This window comes from Geodermatophilus sp. SYSU D00879 (assembly GCF_054050375.1).
This window is the reverse complement of sequence record NZ_JBJGZF010000001.1, coordinates 574,250-590,490: the sequence shown is the minus strand read 5'-3', so window position 1 is coordinate 590,490 and position 16,241 is coordinate 574,250. Positions and strand designations below refer to the sequence as shown.

The 16,241-nt window shown below is 76.1% G+C and carries 15 protein-coding genes; 9 read left to right on the top strand and 6 right to left on the bottom strand.

Going from position 1 to position 16,241, the window contains the following annotated elements; genetic code table 11:
* The first annotated feature begins 8 nt into the window (after positions 1–8).
* The 4 genes from thrC (at position 9) to groL (ending at position 4,078) form a co-directional block, all read left to right on the top strand.
* A complete protein-coding gene (gene thrC, locus ACI79B_RS03005) occupies positions 9–1,310 on the top strand; it encodes a threonine synthase (protein ID WP_456928050.1) in 1,302 nt (433 codons plus the stop codon).
* Positions 1,311–1,529: 219 nt separating this feature from the next.
* Positions 1,530–1,730 (top strand): cold-shock protein, encoded by a 201-nt coding sequence (locus tag ACI79B_RS03000; protein ID WP_089405184.1) that lies wholly within the window; start codon positions 1,530–1,532, stop codon positions 1,728–1,730.
* 77 nt (positions 1,731–1,807) lie between these two features.
* On the top strand, positions 1,808–2,233 hold the full coding sequence (locus ACI79B_RS02995) for a hypothetical protein (protein WP_456928051.1): 426 nt from the start codon (positions 1,808–1,810) through the stop codon (positions 2,231–2,233).
* Positions 2,234–2,449: 216 nt separating this feature from the next.
* Positions 2,450–4,078 carry a chaperonin GroEL gene (gene groL, locus ACI79B_RS02990; protein WP_456928052.1) on the top strand — a complete coding sequence of 543 codons (1,629 nt, stop codon included), beginning with the start codon at positions 2,450–2,452 and terminating at the stop codon, positions 4,076–4,078.
* Between the two features lie 110 nt (positions 4,079–4,188).
* Here groL and ACI79B_RS02985 read toward each other — a convergent pair whose 3' ends face one another.
* Entirely contained in the window at positions 4,189–4,713 is a 525-nt protein-coding gene (locus ACI79B_RS02985; protein ID WP_457000059.1) for a VOC family protein, read from the bottom strand.
* Between ACI79B_RS02985 and ACI79B_RS02980 the strand changes: the two genes are divergently transcribed.
* On the top strand, positions 4,618–5,403 hold the full coding sequence (locus tag ACI79B_RS02980; protein WP_456928054.1) for a DUF72 domain-containing protein: 786 nt from the start codon (positions 4,618–4,620) through the stop codon (positions 5,401–5,403). The two genes, ACI79B_RS02985 and ACI79B_RS02980, sit on opposite strands and share 96 nt — an antisense overlap.
* On the opposite strand, the gene ACI79B_RS02975 is transcribed toward ACI79B_RS02980, so the two are convergent.
* Positions 5,404–6,402 (bottom strand): Gfo/Idh/MocA family protein, encoded by a 999-nt coding sequence (locus tag ACI79B_RS02975; protein WP_456928056.1) that lies wholly within the window; start codon positions 6,400–6,402, stop codon positions 5,404–5,406.
* A 35-nt stretch (positions 6,403–6,437) separates the two neighbouring features.
* On the opposite strand from ACI79B_RS02975, the gene ACI79B_RS02970 reads away from it, so the two are divergent.
* The gene (locus ACI79B_RS02970) at positions 6,438–6,713 is read left to right on the top strand and encodes a DUF4031 domain-containing protein (RefSeq protein WP_456928057.1); all 276 of its coding nucleotides are present in this window, start codon (positions 6,438–6,440) and stop codon (positions 6,711–6,713) included.
* On the opposite strand, the gene ACI79B_RS02965 is transcribed toward ACI79B_RS02970, so the two are convergent.
* Positions 6,685–7,302: an HD domain-containing protein gene (locus ACI79B_RS02965; RefSeq protein WP_456928058.1), complete on the bottom strand. Its 618-nt coding sequence runs from the start codon at positions 7,300–7,302 to the stop codon at positions 6,685–6,687. The two genes, ACI79B_RS02970 and ACI79B_RS02965, sit on opposite strands and share 29 nt — an antisense overlap.
* Complete coding sequence (locus tag ACI79B_RS02960) at positions 7,299–8,570, bottom strand: ArgE/DapE family deacylase (protein ID WP_456928059.1); 1,272 nt, start codon at positions 8,568–8,570, stop codon at positions 7,299–7,301. Before ACI79B_RS02960 ends, ACI79B_RS02965 begins: the two co-directional genes overlap by 4 nt.
* A gap of 51 nt (positions 8,571–8,621) precedes the next feature.
* Between ACI79B_RS02960 and ACI79B_RS02955 the strand changes: the two genes are divergently transcribed.
* Positions 8,622–9,437, top strand: coding sequence for a phospholipid scramblase-related protein (locus tag ACI79B_RS02955; protein ID WP_456928060.1), 816 nt, complete (start codon positions 8,622–8,624; stop codon positions 9,435–9,437).
* Positions 9,438–9,619: 182 nt separating this feature from the next.
* Here ACI79B_RS02955 and ACI79B_RS02950 read toward each other — a convergent pair whose 3' ends face one another.
* A complete protein-coding gene (locus tag ACI79B_RS02950; protein WP_456928061.1) occupies positions 9,620–11,008 on the bottom strand; it encodes a glucose-6-phosphate dehydrogenase in 1,389 nt (462 codons plus the stop codon).
* A gap of 166 nt (positions 11,009–11,174) precedes the next feature.
* Here ACI79B_RS02950 and ACI79B_RS02945 point away from each other — a divergent pair, with 166 nt between their 5' ends.
* Together ACI79B_RS02945 and ACI79B_RS02940 are read left to right on the top strand one after the other, a co-directional pair.
* A complete protein-coding gene (locus ACI79B_RS02945; protein ID WP_456928062.1) occupies positions 11,175–11,297 on the top strand; it encodes a hypothetical protein in 123 nt (40 codons plus the stop codon).
* Positions 11,298–11,398: 101 nt separating this feature from the next.
* Positions 11,399–14,332 carry a helix-turn-helix transcriptional regulator gene (locus tag ACI79B_RS02940; RefSeq protein WP_456928063.1) on the top strand — a complete coding sequence of 978 codons (2,934 nt, stop codon included), beginning with the start codon at positions 11,399–11,401 and terminating at the stop codon, positions 14,330–14,332.
* 70 nt (positions 14,333–14,402) lie between these two features.
* On the opposite strand, the gene ACI79B_RS02935 is transcribed toward ACI79B_RS02940, so the two are convergent.
* On the bottom strand, positions 14,403–16,193 hold the full coding sequence (locus ACI79B_RS02935; RefSeq protein WP_456928064.1) for a DEAD/DEAH box helicase: 1,791 nt from the start codon (positions 16,191–16,193) through the stop codon (positions 14,403–14,405).
* Positions 16,194–16,241: the final 48 nt, after the last annotated feature.

The window sequence follows — 16,241 nt, the reverse complement described above, 5'->3', positions numbered from 1 at the left end:
GTCGTCGCATGACCCTGACCGCTCCCGGTTCTCTCCAGGCCGACTCCGCCGCCGGCGGCCCGGTCCCGCCCAGCCCCGCCCGTGGCCTCGTCTGTCGCAACTGCGGCGCCACGTTCGGCCTCATCGCCGAGCACGCCTGCGCCCAGTGCTTCGGCCCGCTCGAGGTCGACTACGACCCCGAGCTCATGCGGCAGGTCACCCGCGAGCAGATCGAGGCCGGCCCGCAGAACATCTGGCGCTACGCCGCGCTGCTGCCGGTGGGCCAGGACCCGGCCGACCGCGTCTCTCTCGACCCGGGCATGACCCCGCTGGTCCGCGCCGACCGGCTCGCCGCCGAGCTCGGCATCACCGGCGGGCTGTGGGTCAAGGACGACTCGGCCAACCCCACCCACTCGTTCAAGGACCGCGTGGTCAGCCTCGCCGCCACCGCCGCGAAGGGGCTGGGCTACCGCAAGATCGCCGCGGCCTCGACCGGCAACCTGGCCAACTCGGTGGCCGCGCACGCCGCCCGCGCCGGCCTGCCGTCGTTCGTGTTCATCCCGTCCGACCTGGAGCCGGGCAAGGTCGTGCAGTCGGCGGTCTACGGCCAGACGCTGGTCGCCGTCGACGGCTCCTACGACGACGTCAACCGGCTGACCAGCGAGCTCGCCGAGACCGACGAGTTCGAGGACACCGCCTTCGTCAACCAGAACGTGCGGCCCTACTACGCCGAGGGCTCCAAGACGATGGGCTACGAGATCGCCGAGCAGCTCGGCTGGCGGATCCCGGCCCAGGTGGTCATCCCCATGGCCTCGGGCTCGCTGCTCACCAAGGTGGACAAGGCCTGGCGGGAGCTGGTCAGGGCCGGGATCGTCGCGGACACCGAGTGGCGGGTCTTCGGCGCCCAGTCCGCCGGCTGCGACCCGATCGCCACCGCCTTCGACAACGGCTGGGACGTCGTCAAGCCGGTCAAGCCCACCGGCATCGCCAAGTCGCTGAACATCGGCAACCCCGCCGACGGCCCGTACGCGCTCGACGCGATCCGGCGCACCGGCGGCGCCGTCGGCCGGGTCGGCGACGAGCAGATCGTCCAGGGCATCCGCGACCTCGCCCGCACCACCGGCGTCTTCGCCGAGACCGCCGGCGGCGTGACCGTCGCGGTGCTGCGCCAGCTGGTCGAGGACGGGCGGCTGGACCCGAGCCGGGAGACCGTCGTCCTCAACACCGGCGAGGGCCTCAAGACCCTCGACCCGCTGCTGCCGGTGGTCGGCCCGACCCACCGCGTGGAGCCGTCGCTGCGGTCGGTCCGGTCCGCGGGGCTCATCGGCTGAGCCCCCGGCGGGGGGCGTAGGCTCGCCGACGTCGATCCGGCGGGTGACATCCCGCCCGATCGTCCCCGAGTCGTGTGTCCAGGATCTCCCCACGGCGGCGTGCCTGTTGTACCGTCTCGCGCGGTCGTCAGTTCCACGCACGTGTCCGACGGGCGGAAGAGCTGTACCCCGGTCCCCGGATCACGGGGACCGTCCGCACGCACCAACGTGGGAGCACACGTGGCACAGGGCACCGTGAAGTGGTTCAACGCCGAGAAGGGCTTCGGCTTCATCGCCGTCGACGGCGGCCAGGACGTCTTCGTCCACTACTCGGCCATCCAGATGGACGGCTACAAGAGCCTCGACGAGGGTCAGCGGGTGACCTTCGAGGTCGTCCAGGGCGAGAAGGGCCCCCAGGCCGACGGCGTCCGCGTCGCCTGAGCCCCCTCCGTACCCCCGTGCTGCTGCCCGGTTCCCTCCGCGGGAGCCGGGCCGCAGCCGTTCCCGGGCCGGCGCCGGTGAGCTGGGCGCCGTCGCTGCTGGCCGCCCACGCCGCGGTCCTCGTCCTGCTGGCGGCGGTCTCCGGGGTCCTCCACGTCGCCGGGGTGCGCAGCGGCGGCCAGGACGACGCCGGCCGCTGGACCGGCCCGTCGCCCGCGGTCCCCGTGGCGACCTGGGTGCTCGCGCTGCTCGTCGTCGTGGTGGTGGCGCGCACCGTCGGGCCGCGGCGGCCCGGCCGGCTCGTGTACTGGCTGGCGGGCACCGCGTGCTGGGCGGTCCTGCCGTGGGCCTGGCTGGCGACCGGGCTGTCGGCCTCGCACCCCGAGAGCGGCTGGGCGTGGGTGACCGTGATCGGGTTCTCCGGCTACGGCTGGGTCTGGCTGGTTCCCCTGCTGCTGTTCGGCGCGGCGTACACCGCCGTGCTGGCGCGCCTGACCGACTGACCCGCCCGGGAACAGGCGCCGCCCACCCCCCGTTCTTGCACTCGGCAGGGGCGAGTGCCAGACTTCCGGTTGGCACTCGACAGTGCCGAGTGCCAATCAGGTCGGAACGGTGAGGCACAGGAGCGCGGGCCACATGGGAGCCCGCCGCGCCGGTGTCGTCCGTCGCGGGCGCCGGTCCCGGCCGTGCAGCGATCCATGCATGGAGGACATCACCACATGGCCAAGATGATCGCCTTCGAGGAAGAGGCGCGCCGCGGCCTCGAGCGGGGCATGAACACCCTCGCCGACGCCGTCAAGGTGACGCTCGGCCCCAAGGGCCGCAACGTCGTCCTCGAGAAGAAGTGGGGCGCTCCCACCATCACCAACGACGGTGTGAGCATCGCCAAGGAGATCGAGCTCGAGGACCCCTGGGAGAAGATCGGCGCCGAGCTGGTCAAGGAGGTCGCGAAGAAGACCGACGACGTCGCGGGTGACGGCACCACCACCGCCACCGTGCTGGCCCAGGCTCTCGTCCGCGAGGGTCTGCGCAACGTCGCCGCCGGCGCCAACCCGATGGCCCTGAAGAAGGGCATCGAGAAGGCCGTCGCCTCGGTCACCGAGTACCTCCTCTCGACCGCCAAGGACGTCGAGACCAAGGAGCAGATCGCCGCCACCGCGTCGATCTCCGCCGCCGACCCGGCCATCGGCGAGCTCATCGCCGAGGCGATGGACAAGGTCGGCAAGGAAGGCGTCATCACCGTCGAGGAGAGCAACACCTTCGGCCTCGAGCTCGAGCTCACCGAGGGCATGCGCTTCGACAAGGGCTACATCTCGCCCTACTTCGTCACCGACGCCGAGCGCATGGAGGCCGTCCTCGACGACCCGTACGTGCTCGTCGTCAACTCGAAGATCAGCTCGGTGAAGGACCTGCTCCCGCTGCTGGAGAAGGTCATGCAGTCGGGCAAGCCGCTGGCCATCATCGCCGAGGACGTCGAGGGCGAGGCCCTCGCGACCCTGGTCGTGAACAAGATCCGCGGCACCTTCAAGTCGCTGGCCGTCAAGGCCCCCGGCTTCGGTGACCGCCGCAAGGCCATGCTGACCGACATCGCCATCCTCACCGGTGGCCAGGTCATCAGCGAGGAGGTCGGCCTCAAGCTCGACACCGCCGACGTCTCCCTGCTGGGCCGCGCCCGCAAGGTCGTCGTCACCAAGGACGAGACGACGATCGTCGAGGGCGCCGGCGACAGCGACCAGATCGCCGGCCGGGTGAACCAGATCCGCGCCGAGATCGAGAAGTCGGACTCCGACTACGACCGCGAGAAGCTGCAGGAGCGCCTGGCCAAGCTGGCCGGTGGCGTCGCCGTCATCAAGGCCGGCGCCGCGACCGAGGTCGAGCTCAAGGAGCGCAAGCACCGCATCGAGGACGCGGTGCGCAACGCCAAGGCCGCCGTCGAGGAGGGCATCGTCGCCGGTGGTGGCGTCGCCCTGGCGCAGGCCACCGCCGTCGCGTTCGAGAAGCTCGACCTCGAGGGTGACGAGGCGACCGGTGCCAACATCGTGCGCGTCGCGCTCGAGGCGCCGCTGAAGCAGATCGCCGTCAACGCCGGCCTCGAGGGCGGCGTCGTGGCGGAGAAGGTGCGCAACTCCGAGGTGGGCCACGGCCTCAACGCCGCCACCGGCGAGTACGTGGACCTGGTCGCGGCCGGCATCATCGACCCGGCCAAGGTCACCCGCTCGGCGCTGCAGAACGCCGCCTCCATCGCGGCGCTCTTCCTCACCACCGAGGCCGTCATCGCCGACAAGCCGGAGAAGGCCGCCCCGGCCATGCCCGGTGGCGACGGCGGCATGGGCGGCATGGACTTCTGAGTCCCGCCCTCCCGTAACACCGGCAACGCCCGGCAGGGGCGGTCCCGCTTCGCGCGGGGCCGCCCCTGTCGGCGTTCGGGGGCCGAGAACACCTCGGGTGGGGCGGGCCCTCAGTCCTGCGGCAGCGGGAAGCAGCAGAACTCGTTGCCCTCGGGGTCGCCGAGGACGTCCCAGCCGATCTCGCCGGCGTCCTCGTCGGGCTCGTGGCCCGGCCGGGCGTCCGAGGCGCGCACCACCGTGGCGCCGGCGGCCTGCAGCGCCGCGGAGTCGCCGACGACGTCGAGGTGCACGCGGTTCTCGACCACCTTCTCCTCGGGCACCGGGTCGAGCCAGATCAGCGGCCCGGCGCCGGTGGGGTCCTCGATCGGCACGGGCCGGTCCCGCTCGCGCGGCGTGCCGTCGGGCAGGGTGTCGCGGCGGACGCAGCCCAGCGCGGCGCACCACCAGTCGGCCAGGGCCTGGTGGTCGCGGGCGTCGACGCAGAGGTCCTCGAAGCGGGCGGGCGCGTCGGCCGTGGGCGCGCAGGGTAGGCCGACGTCGTGGCCGTGGTGATCGGGACCTCGGGGTGGCAGTACCGCGACTGGCGCGGCCGCTTCTACCCGCAGCGCCTGCCGCAGCGGCTGTGGCTGGAGCACCACGCCCGGCACTTCGCCACCGTGGAGAGCAACGCCGCGTTCTACCGGCTGCCCGAGCGGGACACCTTCGCCGCCTGGCGCGAGCGCACGCCGCCCGACTACCGCTGGGCGGTCAAGGCCAGCCGTTTCCTCACCCACGTCCGGCGGCTGCGCGAGCCCGAGGAGCCGGTGGCCCGGCTGGTGGAGCACGCCGCAGGCCTCGGCGACCGCCTCGACGTCGTCCTGCTGCAGCTGCCGCCCACGCTGAAGGCGGACGCCGGGCTGCTGCGCGACTGCCTGGCCTGTTTCCCGCCGGGCATCCGCGTCGCCGTCGAGCCCCGGCACGACAGCTGGTGGACCGACGAGGTCCGGGCACTGCTCGAGCGCTACGGCGCGGCGCTGTGCTGGGCCGACCGCGCCGAGCGGCCGGTGACGCCGCTGTGGCGCACCACCGGCTGGGGCTACCTGCGGCTGCACACCGGCGCCGAGGGCTGGGCCTACCCGCCGGCGGTGCTCGAGGAGTGGGCGCAGCGCCTGGCGGAGACGTACGCCGACGACGAGGACGTGTTCGTCTACATGAACAACGACCCGGGCGGCGCCGCCGTCGTCGACGCGGTCACCCTGGCCGGCGCCGTCCGCCGGGCCGGCCGCACGCCCACCCGGGTGCCGACGCCGGAGGAGGCGACCGGCGCGGCCTGGGCCGCCGCCTGATCAGCCGAGGACGTGCGGGTCCTCGCGGTGCCGCACGCCGAGCTGCTCGGCGGCGCGGCCCAGGATCTCCTGCACGGCGAGGGTGTCGGCCAGCGGCATGACCGCGGACTCCGTCCGCCCCTCCTGCAGGCAGCGGGTGACCTCGGCGAGCTCGTGCGAGTACCCGACCCCCTCCGCGGGGCGGGTGATCTCCTCGGGCTCGGCGCCGGTGCGGTGCAGCACGATCGTGGCCGGGTGGTGGAAGCGGGGGAGGACGTCGATCCAGCCGCCGGTGCCGAACACCCGCGCCTGCCCCGGCGTCGGGTAGCGCAGCGAGGTGGTCAGCGTGGCCGAGCGGCCGTCCTCCCAGCCGAGCAGCAGCGCCGCCTCGGCGTCGGCGCCGGTGGGGTAGGTGGACCCGGCCGCGGTGACGGTGTCGGGGGTGCCCAGCAGCATCTGGGCGAAGGAGACGACGTAGACGCCGAGGTCGAGCAGCGCGCCGCCGCCGAGCTCGAGGGCGAACAGCCGGTCGGCGGGGTCGTAGGCGCGGTCGACGCCGAGGTCGGCCTGCACCGAGCGCACCTCGCCGATGGCGCCGTCGGCGATGAGCTCCCGCATGCGGACGACGGCCGGCTGGAAGCGCGTCCACATCGCCTCCATGACGAAGACGCCGGCCTCGCGGGCCGCCGTCACCACCTCCTGCGCGCCGGCGGTCGTGGCGGTGAACGCCTTCTCCACCAGCAGCGCCTTGCCGGCCTCGACGGCGGCGAGCGCGATCGCGTGGTGCTGCGGGTGCGGCGTGGCGACGTAGAGGACGTCCACGTCGGGGTCGGCGAGGAGCTCGGCGTAGGAGCCGTACGCGCGCTCCAGCCCGTGCTGCTGCGCGAACGCCCGCGCCCGGTCGGCCGAGCGGGACGCCACGGCCACCGGCCGCGCCCCGTCCACGTGCGCGAAGTCGCCCATCACGCTCTGCGCGATGCGCCCCGGCCCGACGATGCCCCAGCGGATCTGCTCGCTCACGGCGACGACGCTAGTCGCCGGGCAGACTGCACCCCGTGGCCGTGCTGATCGACAGTCCCGTCTGGCCGTGGCGCGGCCGCCGCTGGTCGCACCTGGTCAGCGACGTGTCGCACGACGAGCTGCACGCCTTCGTCGCCGCCGAGCTCGGCATCCCGCGCCGGGCGTTCCAGGGCGACCACTACGACGTCCCGGAGGACCTCTACGACATCGCGGTGGCCGCCGGCGCCGAGCCGGTCGGCGCCCGCGAGCTGCTCGCCCGGCTGACGGCCGCGGGGCTGCGGGTCAGGAAGCGCGACCGCGCAGCAGGGTGAGCTCGGCGGCCAGGTTGGCCCGCGCCCGCGGCTCCCACCCCCGGGTCGCCGGCAGCCGGTAGAGCGCCGGCAGCGCGAGCAGGGACTCCAGGACGGCGATCCGCCCGGCGGTGAACACCTCGTCGGGCAGGTGCCCGTACTCCTCGCGGACGGCCGACGCGTAGGCGGCGTACGCCTCGGGCGGCCCGGCGAGGACGGCGAGGTCGGCGTCGCAGAGGACGGCGCCGTTCGCGTCGCCGTCGGCCGCGTCGTGGCCGGCGGTCAGCAGCACCAGCCGGACCACCTCGTCCAGCCGCGCCGCCGGCACCAGGCCGGTCAGGCCCGCCCGCGCCCGCTCCGCGCTGGCCCGTTCGTTGTCGTCACGGCGGGGGTCGTAGACGACGTCGTGGTACCAGGCGGCCAGCGCGACGGCGGCCGGGTCGTCCGCGGCCGCGCCCAGCCCGCCGACCAGCCCGAGGACGGCGGCCAGGTGGTGCAGGTCGTGGTAGCGGCGGTGCGGCTCGCTCCACGCGGCGACGACGGCGGCCCACTCCGTGCGTGCGGTGGGGGAGTCGCCGGTCAGCGCGGCGAACTCCTCGAAGCCGATCACGCGACCCCGCAGCGGCGCAGGGTGAGCAGCGCCAGCGCGCGGGCCACGGCGGTCACCTCGGCCACCGGCACCCGCTCGGCCGGGCCGTGCGCGAGGTGCAGGTCGCCGGGGCCCAGGTGCAGCGCGGGGACCCCCGCGGCCGCGTACAGCCGCAGGTCGGTGCCGGCCGCGACCGCCCGCTCCGGCGGCGGCGCCCCGACCGCGTCGAGGACCGCGCCCCGCACCTGGCCGAGCAGCTCGTGCCCCGGCGGCAGCTGCCCGCTGGCGAACGCGCCGCCGGTCCAGGCGACCCGCACCGGGTGCGCGGCCAGCCACGGGTGCCCGGCGCAGAACGCCGCCACCCGCTGCTCGAACGCCGCACGGGCCGCCGCGACCGGCTCGCCCAGCCGCACGCCGTAGCGGCCCTCGGCGACCAGCCGGTCGGGCACGCTGGAGGCCCAGTCGCCGGCGCGGACCGTGCCGATCGACAGCCCGAACGGGTACCGCTCGCCGGCGAAGCGGGGGTCGGCGTCGCGCTGCCGCTCCGCCTCGAACGCGCGCAGGTCGGCGTGCACCTCGGCGAACAGCTCCACCGCGCTCACCCCGCGGTCGCGCACCGCGGCGTGCGCCGCGTGGCCGGTCACCTCCAGCCGGAAGGTCAGCGCGCCGGCCGCGGCGGTGACCACGGCGCCGTCGGTGGGCTCGGGGATGACGCAGGCGTCGCCGCGGTGCCCGCGGGCCAGGGTGGCCCACGCACCCAGGCCGCCGTCCTCCTCGCCGACGACGCTGTGCAGGGCCGCCGGCCGGCGCAGGCGCACGCCCGCGGCGCGGATCGCGGCCAGCGCGGCGAGCGCCGAGACGAGGCCGCCCTTCATGTCGCAGGCGCCGCGGCCGTGCAGCGCGCCGCCGTCCAGCCGGGGGGTGAACGGGTCGCCGGCCCACAGCGCGCGGTCGCCGGTCGGGACGACGTCGGTGTGCCCGCACAGCACCAGCGCCGGGGCGCCGTCCTCGGCGCCGGGCAGCGTGCCGACGACGCCCCACGCCTCGTCGCGCTCGACCTCCTGGCCGGGCGCGTCCGGTGCGGTGGCGGCCGCCGCGAGGTCGATCGCCCAGTGGTCGACGTCGCAGCCCAGCGCGTCGAGCTCGCCGGCGACCAGGGCCTGCGCCTCGCTCTCGGCCGCGGTGCCGCCCACCGAGGGGACGGCGACCAGGCGGCAGAGCAGGGCCACCGCGGCGGCCTCGTCGACGGCGTCCAGGACGGCGGCCTCGGCACGGCTCAGGTCGGTCACGGCCCGGCAGTCTGGCACGCACGGACGGTCGCGACGGTTACCGTCGCCGCCGTGACACAGCCCCTCCCGCCGCCCGGCTGGTACCCCGACCCCGCCGGCAGCGGCGGCTCCCGCTGGTGGGACGGCCGGACCTGGACCGAGCACGTCCAGCAGCCGGCCCCGCAGCCCGCCGCACAGCCCACCCCCGCACCGGCCCAGCCGGTGGCCCCGCAGCCGGTCCCGCAGCCGTACGGCGCGCAGCCGCAGCACCACGGTGCCCAGCCGCGCCGCTCGGTGCTCCACGACCAGCCGGTGCTGCTCGTCAACCAGAAGACCAAGCTGGTCGAGCTCACCAACGAGTACGCCGTCCTCGACGGCAACGGCACGCAGATCGGCGCCGTCGTCGAGGTCGGGCAGTCGGCGGCCAGGAAGGTCGTCCGCTTCATGAGCAGCCTCGACCAGTACCTCACCCACCGCCTCGAGGTGCGCGACGCGTACGGGCCGGTCCTCGTCCTCACCCGCCCGGCGAAGCTGGTCAAGTCGCGGGTCGTCGTCGAGACGCCGGAGGGGGCGCCGGTGGGGGAGATCGTCCAGGCCAACGTGTTCGGCCGGATCCGCTTCGACCTCGTCGTCGGCGGTCAGCTCGCCGGCGCGATCCAGGCGGAGAACTGGCGGGCCTGGGACTTCTCCATCACCGACTCCCTCGGGAACGAGGTCGCCCGCATCACCAAGACGTGGGAGGGCCTGGCGCGCACGCTGTTCACCACCGCCGACCGCTACGTCGTGCGGGTGCACGCCCGGCTGCCCGAGCCGCTGGCGAGCCTGGTTCTGGCCTCGGCGCTGACCGTCGACACGGCGCTCAAGCAGGACTCCCGCGGATTCGGCTGACCCGCGCGTGTCGCGGCCGGGAGCGGGGTACCGTCGGTGGTGTCCGGACCGGGCGATCTGTGTCCCCGGGTGCCAATTGGATACCGCCTTCGCGGACCACCGCCCCGGCCTCGGCCGGGGGTCTGGAGCCGCGTCGTGCTTCTCGCCGCGAGGCGACCAGAGCCCGGTCCGGACCCTCCTCCTCAGCTCCCCAGCGCCCAGCCGCACGGGTCGGCCAGCGCCGCCGCCTCCGCGGGCCCCCAGGAGCCCGGCTCGTAGGGGTGCACCTCCGGCCGGTCCGCGAGCACCGGCGCGACCGCCCGCCACGCCCGCGCCAGCCCGCCGCTCGTGGTGAACAGCGACCGGTCGCCGACCAGGACGTCGTACAGCAGCGTGGCGTAGGGCGGCAGCGGGTCCCCCTCGGGCACCGCGCCCAGGTCCAGCGAGGACTCCGCCACCGCCAGCTCCAGCTCCGGCCCCGGGCGCTTGGCCACCAGCCCGAGGTCCAGCGCGCCGGGGCCCGACAGCGACAGCGACACGGTGTTCCCGCCGCCGGGCACCGCGCCCACCGGGCCGTCGGGCCGGCGCAGCACCAGCGTCACCCGCTGCTCGTCCTCGGCCAGCCGCTTGCCGGTGCGCAGCAGGAACGGGACGCCGTGCCAGCGGTCGGTGTCGATCCACAGCCGCGCCGCGACGAAGGTGTCGGTGGCGCTGTCGTCGGCGACCTCGTCGAGGTCCCGGTAGCCGGTGAACTGCCCCAGGACGACGTCCTCGCGGGTCAGCGGCCGGAACGCCGCGAGCACCGCCTCGCGGGCCTCCTGCAGGTCGCCCGGCCCCAGCGACACCGGCGGCTCCATCGCCACCTCGGCGGCCACCTGGAACAGGTGGGTGACCAGCATGTCCAGGGTGGCGCCGGTGGCGTCGTAGAACTCGGCGCGGTCGGCGACGTCGAGGGTCTCGGGGACGTCGACCTGCACCTGCGCCACGTGCTCGCGGCTCCACACCGACGAGAACAGCCCGTTGGCGAAGCGCAGCACGTGCAGGTCCTGGGTGGCCTCCTTGCCGAGGAAGTGGTCGATGCGGAAGACCTGCTCCTCGTCGAGCACCGCGTGCACCAGCTCGTCGAGCTCGCGGAACCCGTCGGGGGAGGTGCCGTAGGGCTTCTCGTAGACGACGCGGGCACCGTCGGCCAGGCCGTGGGCGTCCAGGGCCCGCGTGATGCCGCCGAACGCCTCGGGCGGGACGGCGAGGTAGTGCACGAGCTGGACGTCGTCGCCGAGCTCCTCGCGGGCGCGGGCCACGGCGTCGGGCAGCTGCCCCGGGTCGTCCGGGGCGAAGCCGCCGCCGGCGAAGCGCAGCCGCTCGGGCAGCCCCTCGGCGGGCTCCCCGTCGCCGTGCTCGGCCAGGGCGTCCCGGACCAGGTCGCGGAACTCGTCGTCGGAGCGCTCGCCGCGGCCGCTGCCGACGATCCGCCAGTCCGGCGGGAGCAGCCCGCGGCGCTGCAGGACGTCGAAGGCCGGCAGCACCATGCGCGCGGCCAGGTCGCCGGTGGCGCCGAACAGGACGAAGACGGTCGGGCGGAGGTCGGCCATGCGCCCAGCCTCGCCGCCCGGCCCCTCAGGCGCGCGCCGGCTGCGCCTGAGGGGACCTCAGACGCCCGGGGTGGGGGAGGACTGCCCGGTCGCCCGATGCCCGCGCCGCCGCCTCAGCACGACCGTGGTCGCCGTCCCCACCGGACGACGACCCGAGGAGCCCATCGTGAACACCTACCCCAACCCCGGACTCGAGGCCGAGCTCGCCTACCGCCGCGAGGTGCTGCAGGAGCTCGGGCGCGGCACCCGCACCCGCCGCGGGCCGTGGCGCTCCCGGCGGTCCCGCTGAAGGAGGACCCCCTCCTCCCCGCCCCTCGCGAGCTCGGGGCGGTGCCCCGGAGGGGGCCGCTGGCGGCCGTCCCGTCGGGGGCCCGTGCCACGATCGCCGACGTGGCGCGGTGGGACGAGCGGCCCCTGGTGGGGCGGACGGCGGAGCTGGCCACCCTCCTGTCCGCCGTCGACCGGGCGGCCGCCGGCCGCGGCGCGGCCGTGCTGCTGGCCGGGGACGCCGGCGTCGGCAAGTCCCGCCTGCTCGACGAGCTGACGGGACGGGCGGCCGCCCGCGGCCTGCGGGTGCTCACCGGCCACTGCGTCGACCTCGGCGAGGTCGGCCTGCCCTACCTGCCCTTCGTCGACCTGCTGCGCCCCGTCGCCGACGAGCTCGGCGACGGGGCCGCCGCGCTGTTCGCCGCCCGCTCGGCCGCCGCCCGCGAGCCCGAGGCGGCCGACCTGGGCAGCCCGGTCCGCGCCCTGCGCCCGCCGGTCGACGACGGCCGGCTGCAGCTGTTCGAGGCGGTCGCCGCCGCGCTGTCCGGGCTCGCCGCCGACACCCCGCTGCTGGTGGTGCTCGAGGACCTGCACTGGGCCGACCGCTCCAGCCGCGACCTGGTCCGCTACCTGCTGGCCCGGCTGACCGGCGAGCCGGTCGCCGTCGTCGCCTCCTACCGCTCCGACGACCTGCACCGCCGCCACCCGCTGCGGCCGCTGCTCGCCGAGCTGGTCCGGCTGCCCGGCGTCGAGCGGCTGGACCTCGGCCCGCTGCCCGACGCCGACGTCGAGCAGCTCGTGCGGGGGCTGGCCGCAGGCGTGCCCGACCGCACCGTCGACGACGTCGTCGCCCGCGCGGAGGGCAACGCGTTCTACGCCGAGGAGCTGCTGGCCGCGGGGCTCGCGGGGGAGTCGCTGCCGCTCCTGCTCACCGACGTGCTGCTGGCCCGGGTGGAGCAGCTGACCCCGGCCGGGCAGCAGGTGCTGCGGGTGGCCGCGGTCGCCGGCCGGCGGGTGCGGCACGAGCTGGTGGCCGCGGTGGGCGGGCTGGCGCCGGCCGACCTGGAGGCGGCGCTGGGCGAGGCGGTGCACTCGCACCTGCTCGTCGTCGACCCGGACGGCGCCTACCGGTTCCGGCACGCCCTGGTGCGCGAGGCGGTGCTGGCCGACCTGCTGCCCGGCGAGCGGGTCCGGCTGCACGCCGCGGTCGCCGCGCACCTGGCCGGCGTCCCGGGGGCGGGCACCGCCGCGGAGCGGGCGCACCACCTGCGGGAGAGCAACGACCTGGCCGGCGCCCTGTCGGCCTCCCTGGACGCCGCCGACGAGGCGCGGCGGCTGGCGGCCCCGGCCGAGCAGCTGCAGCACCTGGAGGCGGTGCTGGCGCTGTGGCCGGCGGTGCCCGACGCGGCGGCGCGGGCCGGGCGGTCGCAGGCGGAGCTGCTGCTGGACACCGCGGCCGCCGCCCGCCGCGGCGGGGAGCTGCACCGGGCGGTGGCGCTGCTGCGCTCGGCGCAGGACCTGCTCGGCCCGGACGGCGACCGGGGGCTGCGCGCGCGGGTGCACTCGACGCTGGCCCAGGCGCTGGGCCGCATCGAGGACCAGGCCGCCGCGCTGCGGGAGAGCACGGCGGCGATGGAGCTCGTGCCGGCCGACCCGCCCTCGCCGGTGCGCACCTGGGCCGCGGCCACGCACGCCCGCGTCTGCTACGACGTGGGCCGCCGCGCCGAGGGCGACGCCGCCGCCGAGGAGGCGCTGGCCGCGGCCGACGCGTTGGGGCTCGACGGCGCGTGGGCCGACGTCGCGGTGTCGCTGGCCCGCTCGCGCGGCGGGGAGGAGCTGCCCGCGCGGCTGGAGGAGGCGCTGGCCCGCGCCCGCCGGTCGGGGGACCCCGACGTCGAGATGCGGGTGCTGTTCAACCTGGCGATCGTCGCCTACGAGGCCGGCTGCTCGGGCGAGACGCTGCGGTGGAGCGACACCGCGCTGGCCCGGGCCGCGGAGCTCGGCGTCGAGTGGTCCTTCTACGCCGCGGAGCTGCGCCACCTCGGCGTCGTCTCGCGGTACGTCGTCGGCGACTGGGACGGCAGCCTGGCGCTGGCCGACCGGCTGGCCCGGGTGCCCGAGATGGCCGCGCACGTGCGGGCGGCCGGGCTGCTCGTGCAGGTCGGCCGCGGCGACCCGGCCGCCGCGGAGCGGATCGCGTGGGCGCGCGGCCTGGTCGGCCGGCTCGACGCGCACGTGCTGCTGCTCCTGGCCACCGCCGGCGCGGAGATCGACCTGGCCGCGTGGGCCGGTGACCCGGCCACCGCCCTGGCCACCGCCCGGTCGGCCACGGAGACGCTGACCGGGCTGTGGGGCGACGATCGCCTCGCCGTCGTCCGGCTCGCCGCGACCGCGCTGGCGCCCGTCGGCGACGCCGCGGCCACGGCCCGGCTGACCGGGGACGCCGCCGCGGAGCGGGAGTGGGCGGCGGCGGGGGAGTCGCTGGTGGGGATCGCGCGCTCCGCGGTGGAGGCGCACGCCCGCCTGATCGGCCCGCACGGGGTCGAGGCGGCGGCGTGGACCGCCCGGGTGGAGGCCGAGGCCGCGCGGCTGGCCGGGCGTCCGGCGCCGGAGCTGTGGGCGGCCGCCGTCGAGGCGTTCGGCTACGGGCACGTGTACGAGCAGGCCCGCAGCCGGTGGCGGCTGGCCGAGGCCCTGGTCGCCGCCGGCGACCGGGAGGCGGCGCTGGAGCCGCTTGCTGCCGCCGCCCGGACCGCGCGCGAGCTGGGCGCCGCGCCGCTGCTGGCCGCGGTCACCGCGCTGGCCCGCCGGGCGCGGCTGGAGCTGCCCGGCGCCGGGCGGGTGGTGGAGACGGCGGCGGTGTTCACGCCGCGCGAGACCGAGGTGCTGGCCCTGCTCGCCCGCGGCCGCACCAACCGGCAGATCGGCGGCGAGCTGTTCATCAGCGAGAAGACCGCCAGCGTGCACGTGAGCAACATCCTGGCCAAGCTCGGCGCCGGCAGCCGCACCGAGGCCGTCGCCCTGGCCGCCGCGAAGGGCCTGCTGCCGACAGGCTGACGCCGTGCCCGCCCGTCGTGGGGACGCGGCGCCGGAGCGGTGTGCACTCCCGCGGAAGTGCACACCGTCCTCAGAGCATCGTGCGCAGGCGCTCGCGGCGGGCGCGCAGGACCTCGACCGGCGCGGAGGCCGACGGCGGGCCGGGCACGTGCTGGCGCAGCTGCGTGTGCACCACCGCGTGCGGCGTGGACGTCTTCGCCGACACCCGGCTGACCAGGCGGTTGATCTCCCGCCGCAGCTCGGCGACGTCGCGCCAGCCGCGGCCGGCGTCGTCCTCGTCGGGGTGGTCCTCGACGATCGGCAGCTCGCCGGTGTCCTCCTCGTGCACCCGCTGGGCGATCCGCAGCCGCAGCTCGTCGTCGCGCTTGGCCAGCAGCGACGCCGTCTGCTCGGCGGTGAGCAGGCCGGGGATGCCGAGGAACTCCTCGTCCTCCGGCGCGACGGCGACCGCGCCGGAGCCCTCGCCGGTGTGCGCCGTCCCGCCGTGGAGCACGTGCGCGAACCGGGCCTCGGCCTCCAGCGCCTCCCACTGCTTGAGGCCGACCGCCTCGCGCTCCTTGGGCGGCAGCGGGTCGAGGTCGAGCGCCTCGGGGTCCTTCGCCTTCGGCGGCGGCATGACGTGGTTGCGTTCCTTCTCCATGGACGCGGCCAGGCCGAGCAGCGGCCGCACCGCGGGGAGGAACACCGTCGCCGTCTCGTGCGCCGCCCGGGAGCGGACGACGCGGCCGACGGCCTGGGCGAAGAACAGCGGCGTCCGGTAGGAGGTCATCCACGCGAGGACGGCGGCCCGCGGGACGTCGACGCCCTCGGAGATCATCCGCACGCAGACGGCGATCCGCGCGGACCCGGCGGAGAAGCGCTCGATCTTCTTCGACGCCTTGGGGTCGTCGGACAGGATCAGCTCGGGCGCCTTGCCGGTGATCCGCTTGACGATGCGGGCGTAGGCGCGGGCGTCGTCCTGGTCGCTGGCGAGGATCAGCCCCGCGGCGTCGGGCATGCCGCCGTGCTCGCGCAGCTGGGTGATCCGGTCGTCCATCGCGGCGACGACGTGCGGCACCCACTGGCCCTTGGGGTCCAGCGCGGTGCGCCAGGCGGCCATCTCCACCGAGCGGGTGCCGGCCTCCGACAGGGACGCGGCCACGACCTCACCGGCCGAGTTCCGCCAGCGCGAGGTGCCGGTGTAGGCGGCGAAGACGACCGGGCGGACGACGTTGTCGGTCAGCGCCTCCTTGTAGCCGTACGTGTAGTCGGCGCGGCTGACCAGCCCGGCGCCGGCCTCCCCGGCGTCGCCCTCGAAGCCGTCCTCCTCGTAGCGCACGAAGGGGATCCGCTCGTCGGGCTTGGTGCGGAACGGCGTCCCGGTCAGGCACAGCCGGCGGGCGGCGAAGCCGTAGGCCTCCTCGATCGCCTCACCCCACGACAGGCCGTCCCCGGCGTGGTGCACCTCGTCGAGGATCACCAGCGACTTGACGGCGGTGGCGCGCGCGGCGTGCAGCATCGGCTTGCCCGCGACCTGCGCGTACGTCGTCACGTAGCCCTGGGTCCCGGCGCGCACCGGGCCGACGGCGTTGGTCAGGCCGGGGTCGAGCACGATGCCCATCCGGTCGGCGGCGTCGGCCCACTGCATCCGCAGGTGGTCGGTCGGGCAGACCACGATCACGCGGGCCACCTCGCGCCGCTGCAGCAGCCGCGAGGCCAGGGTCAGCGCGAAGGTGGTCTTGCCGGCGCCCGGGGTCGCGGTGACCAGGAAGTCCTTGGGGGAGGTCTCCTCGTAGCGCTCGAGTGCCGCCTGCTGCCAGGCCCGGAGCGGTCGGCTGGTCGTCTGCGGGGCGACCGCCCCCGCCCGTGCTGCACTCGCCATCTCGCGGCCCATCCTGCCTGGCGCACGCCGGACACGCCCGACCGGCCA

What these genes read in the sequence shown, in the direction of transcription:
- groL (WP_456928052.1), top strand. Translation starts at nt 2,450, where the DNA reads ATGGCCAAGATGATCGCCTTCGAGGAAGAGGCGCGCCGCGGCCTCGAG.
- ACI79B_RS02950 (WP_456928061.1), bottom strand. Translation starts at nt 11,008, where the DNA reads ATGGCCGACCTCCGCCCGACCGTCTTCGTCCTGTTCGGCGCCACCGGC.
- thrC (WP_456928050.1), top strand. Translation starts at nt 9, where the DNA reads ATGACCCTGACCGCTCCCGGTTCTCTCCAGGCCGACTCCGCCGCCGGC.
- ACI79B_RS02935 (WP_456928064.1), bottom strand. Translation starts at nt 16,193, where the DNA reads ATGGCGAGTGCAGCACGGGCGGGGGCGGTCGCCCCGCAGACGACCAGC.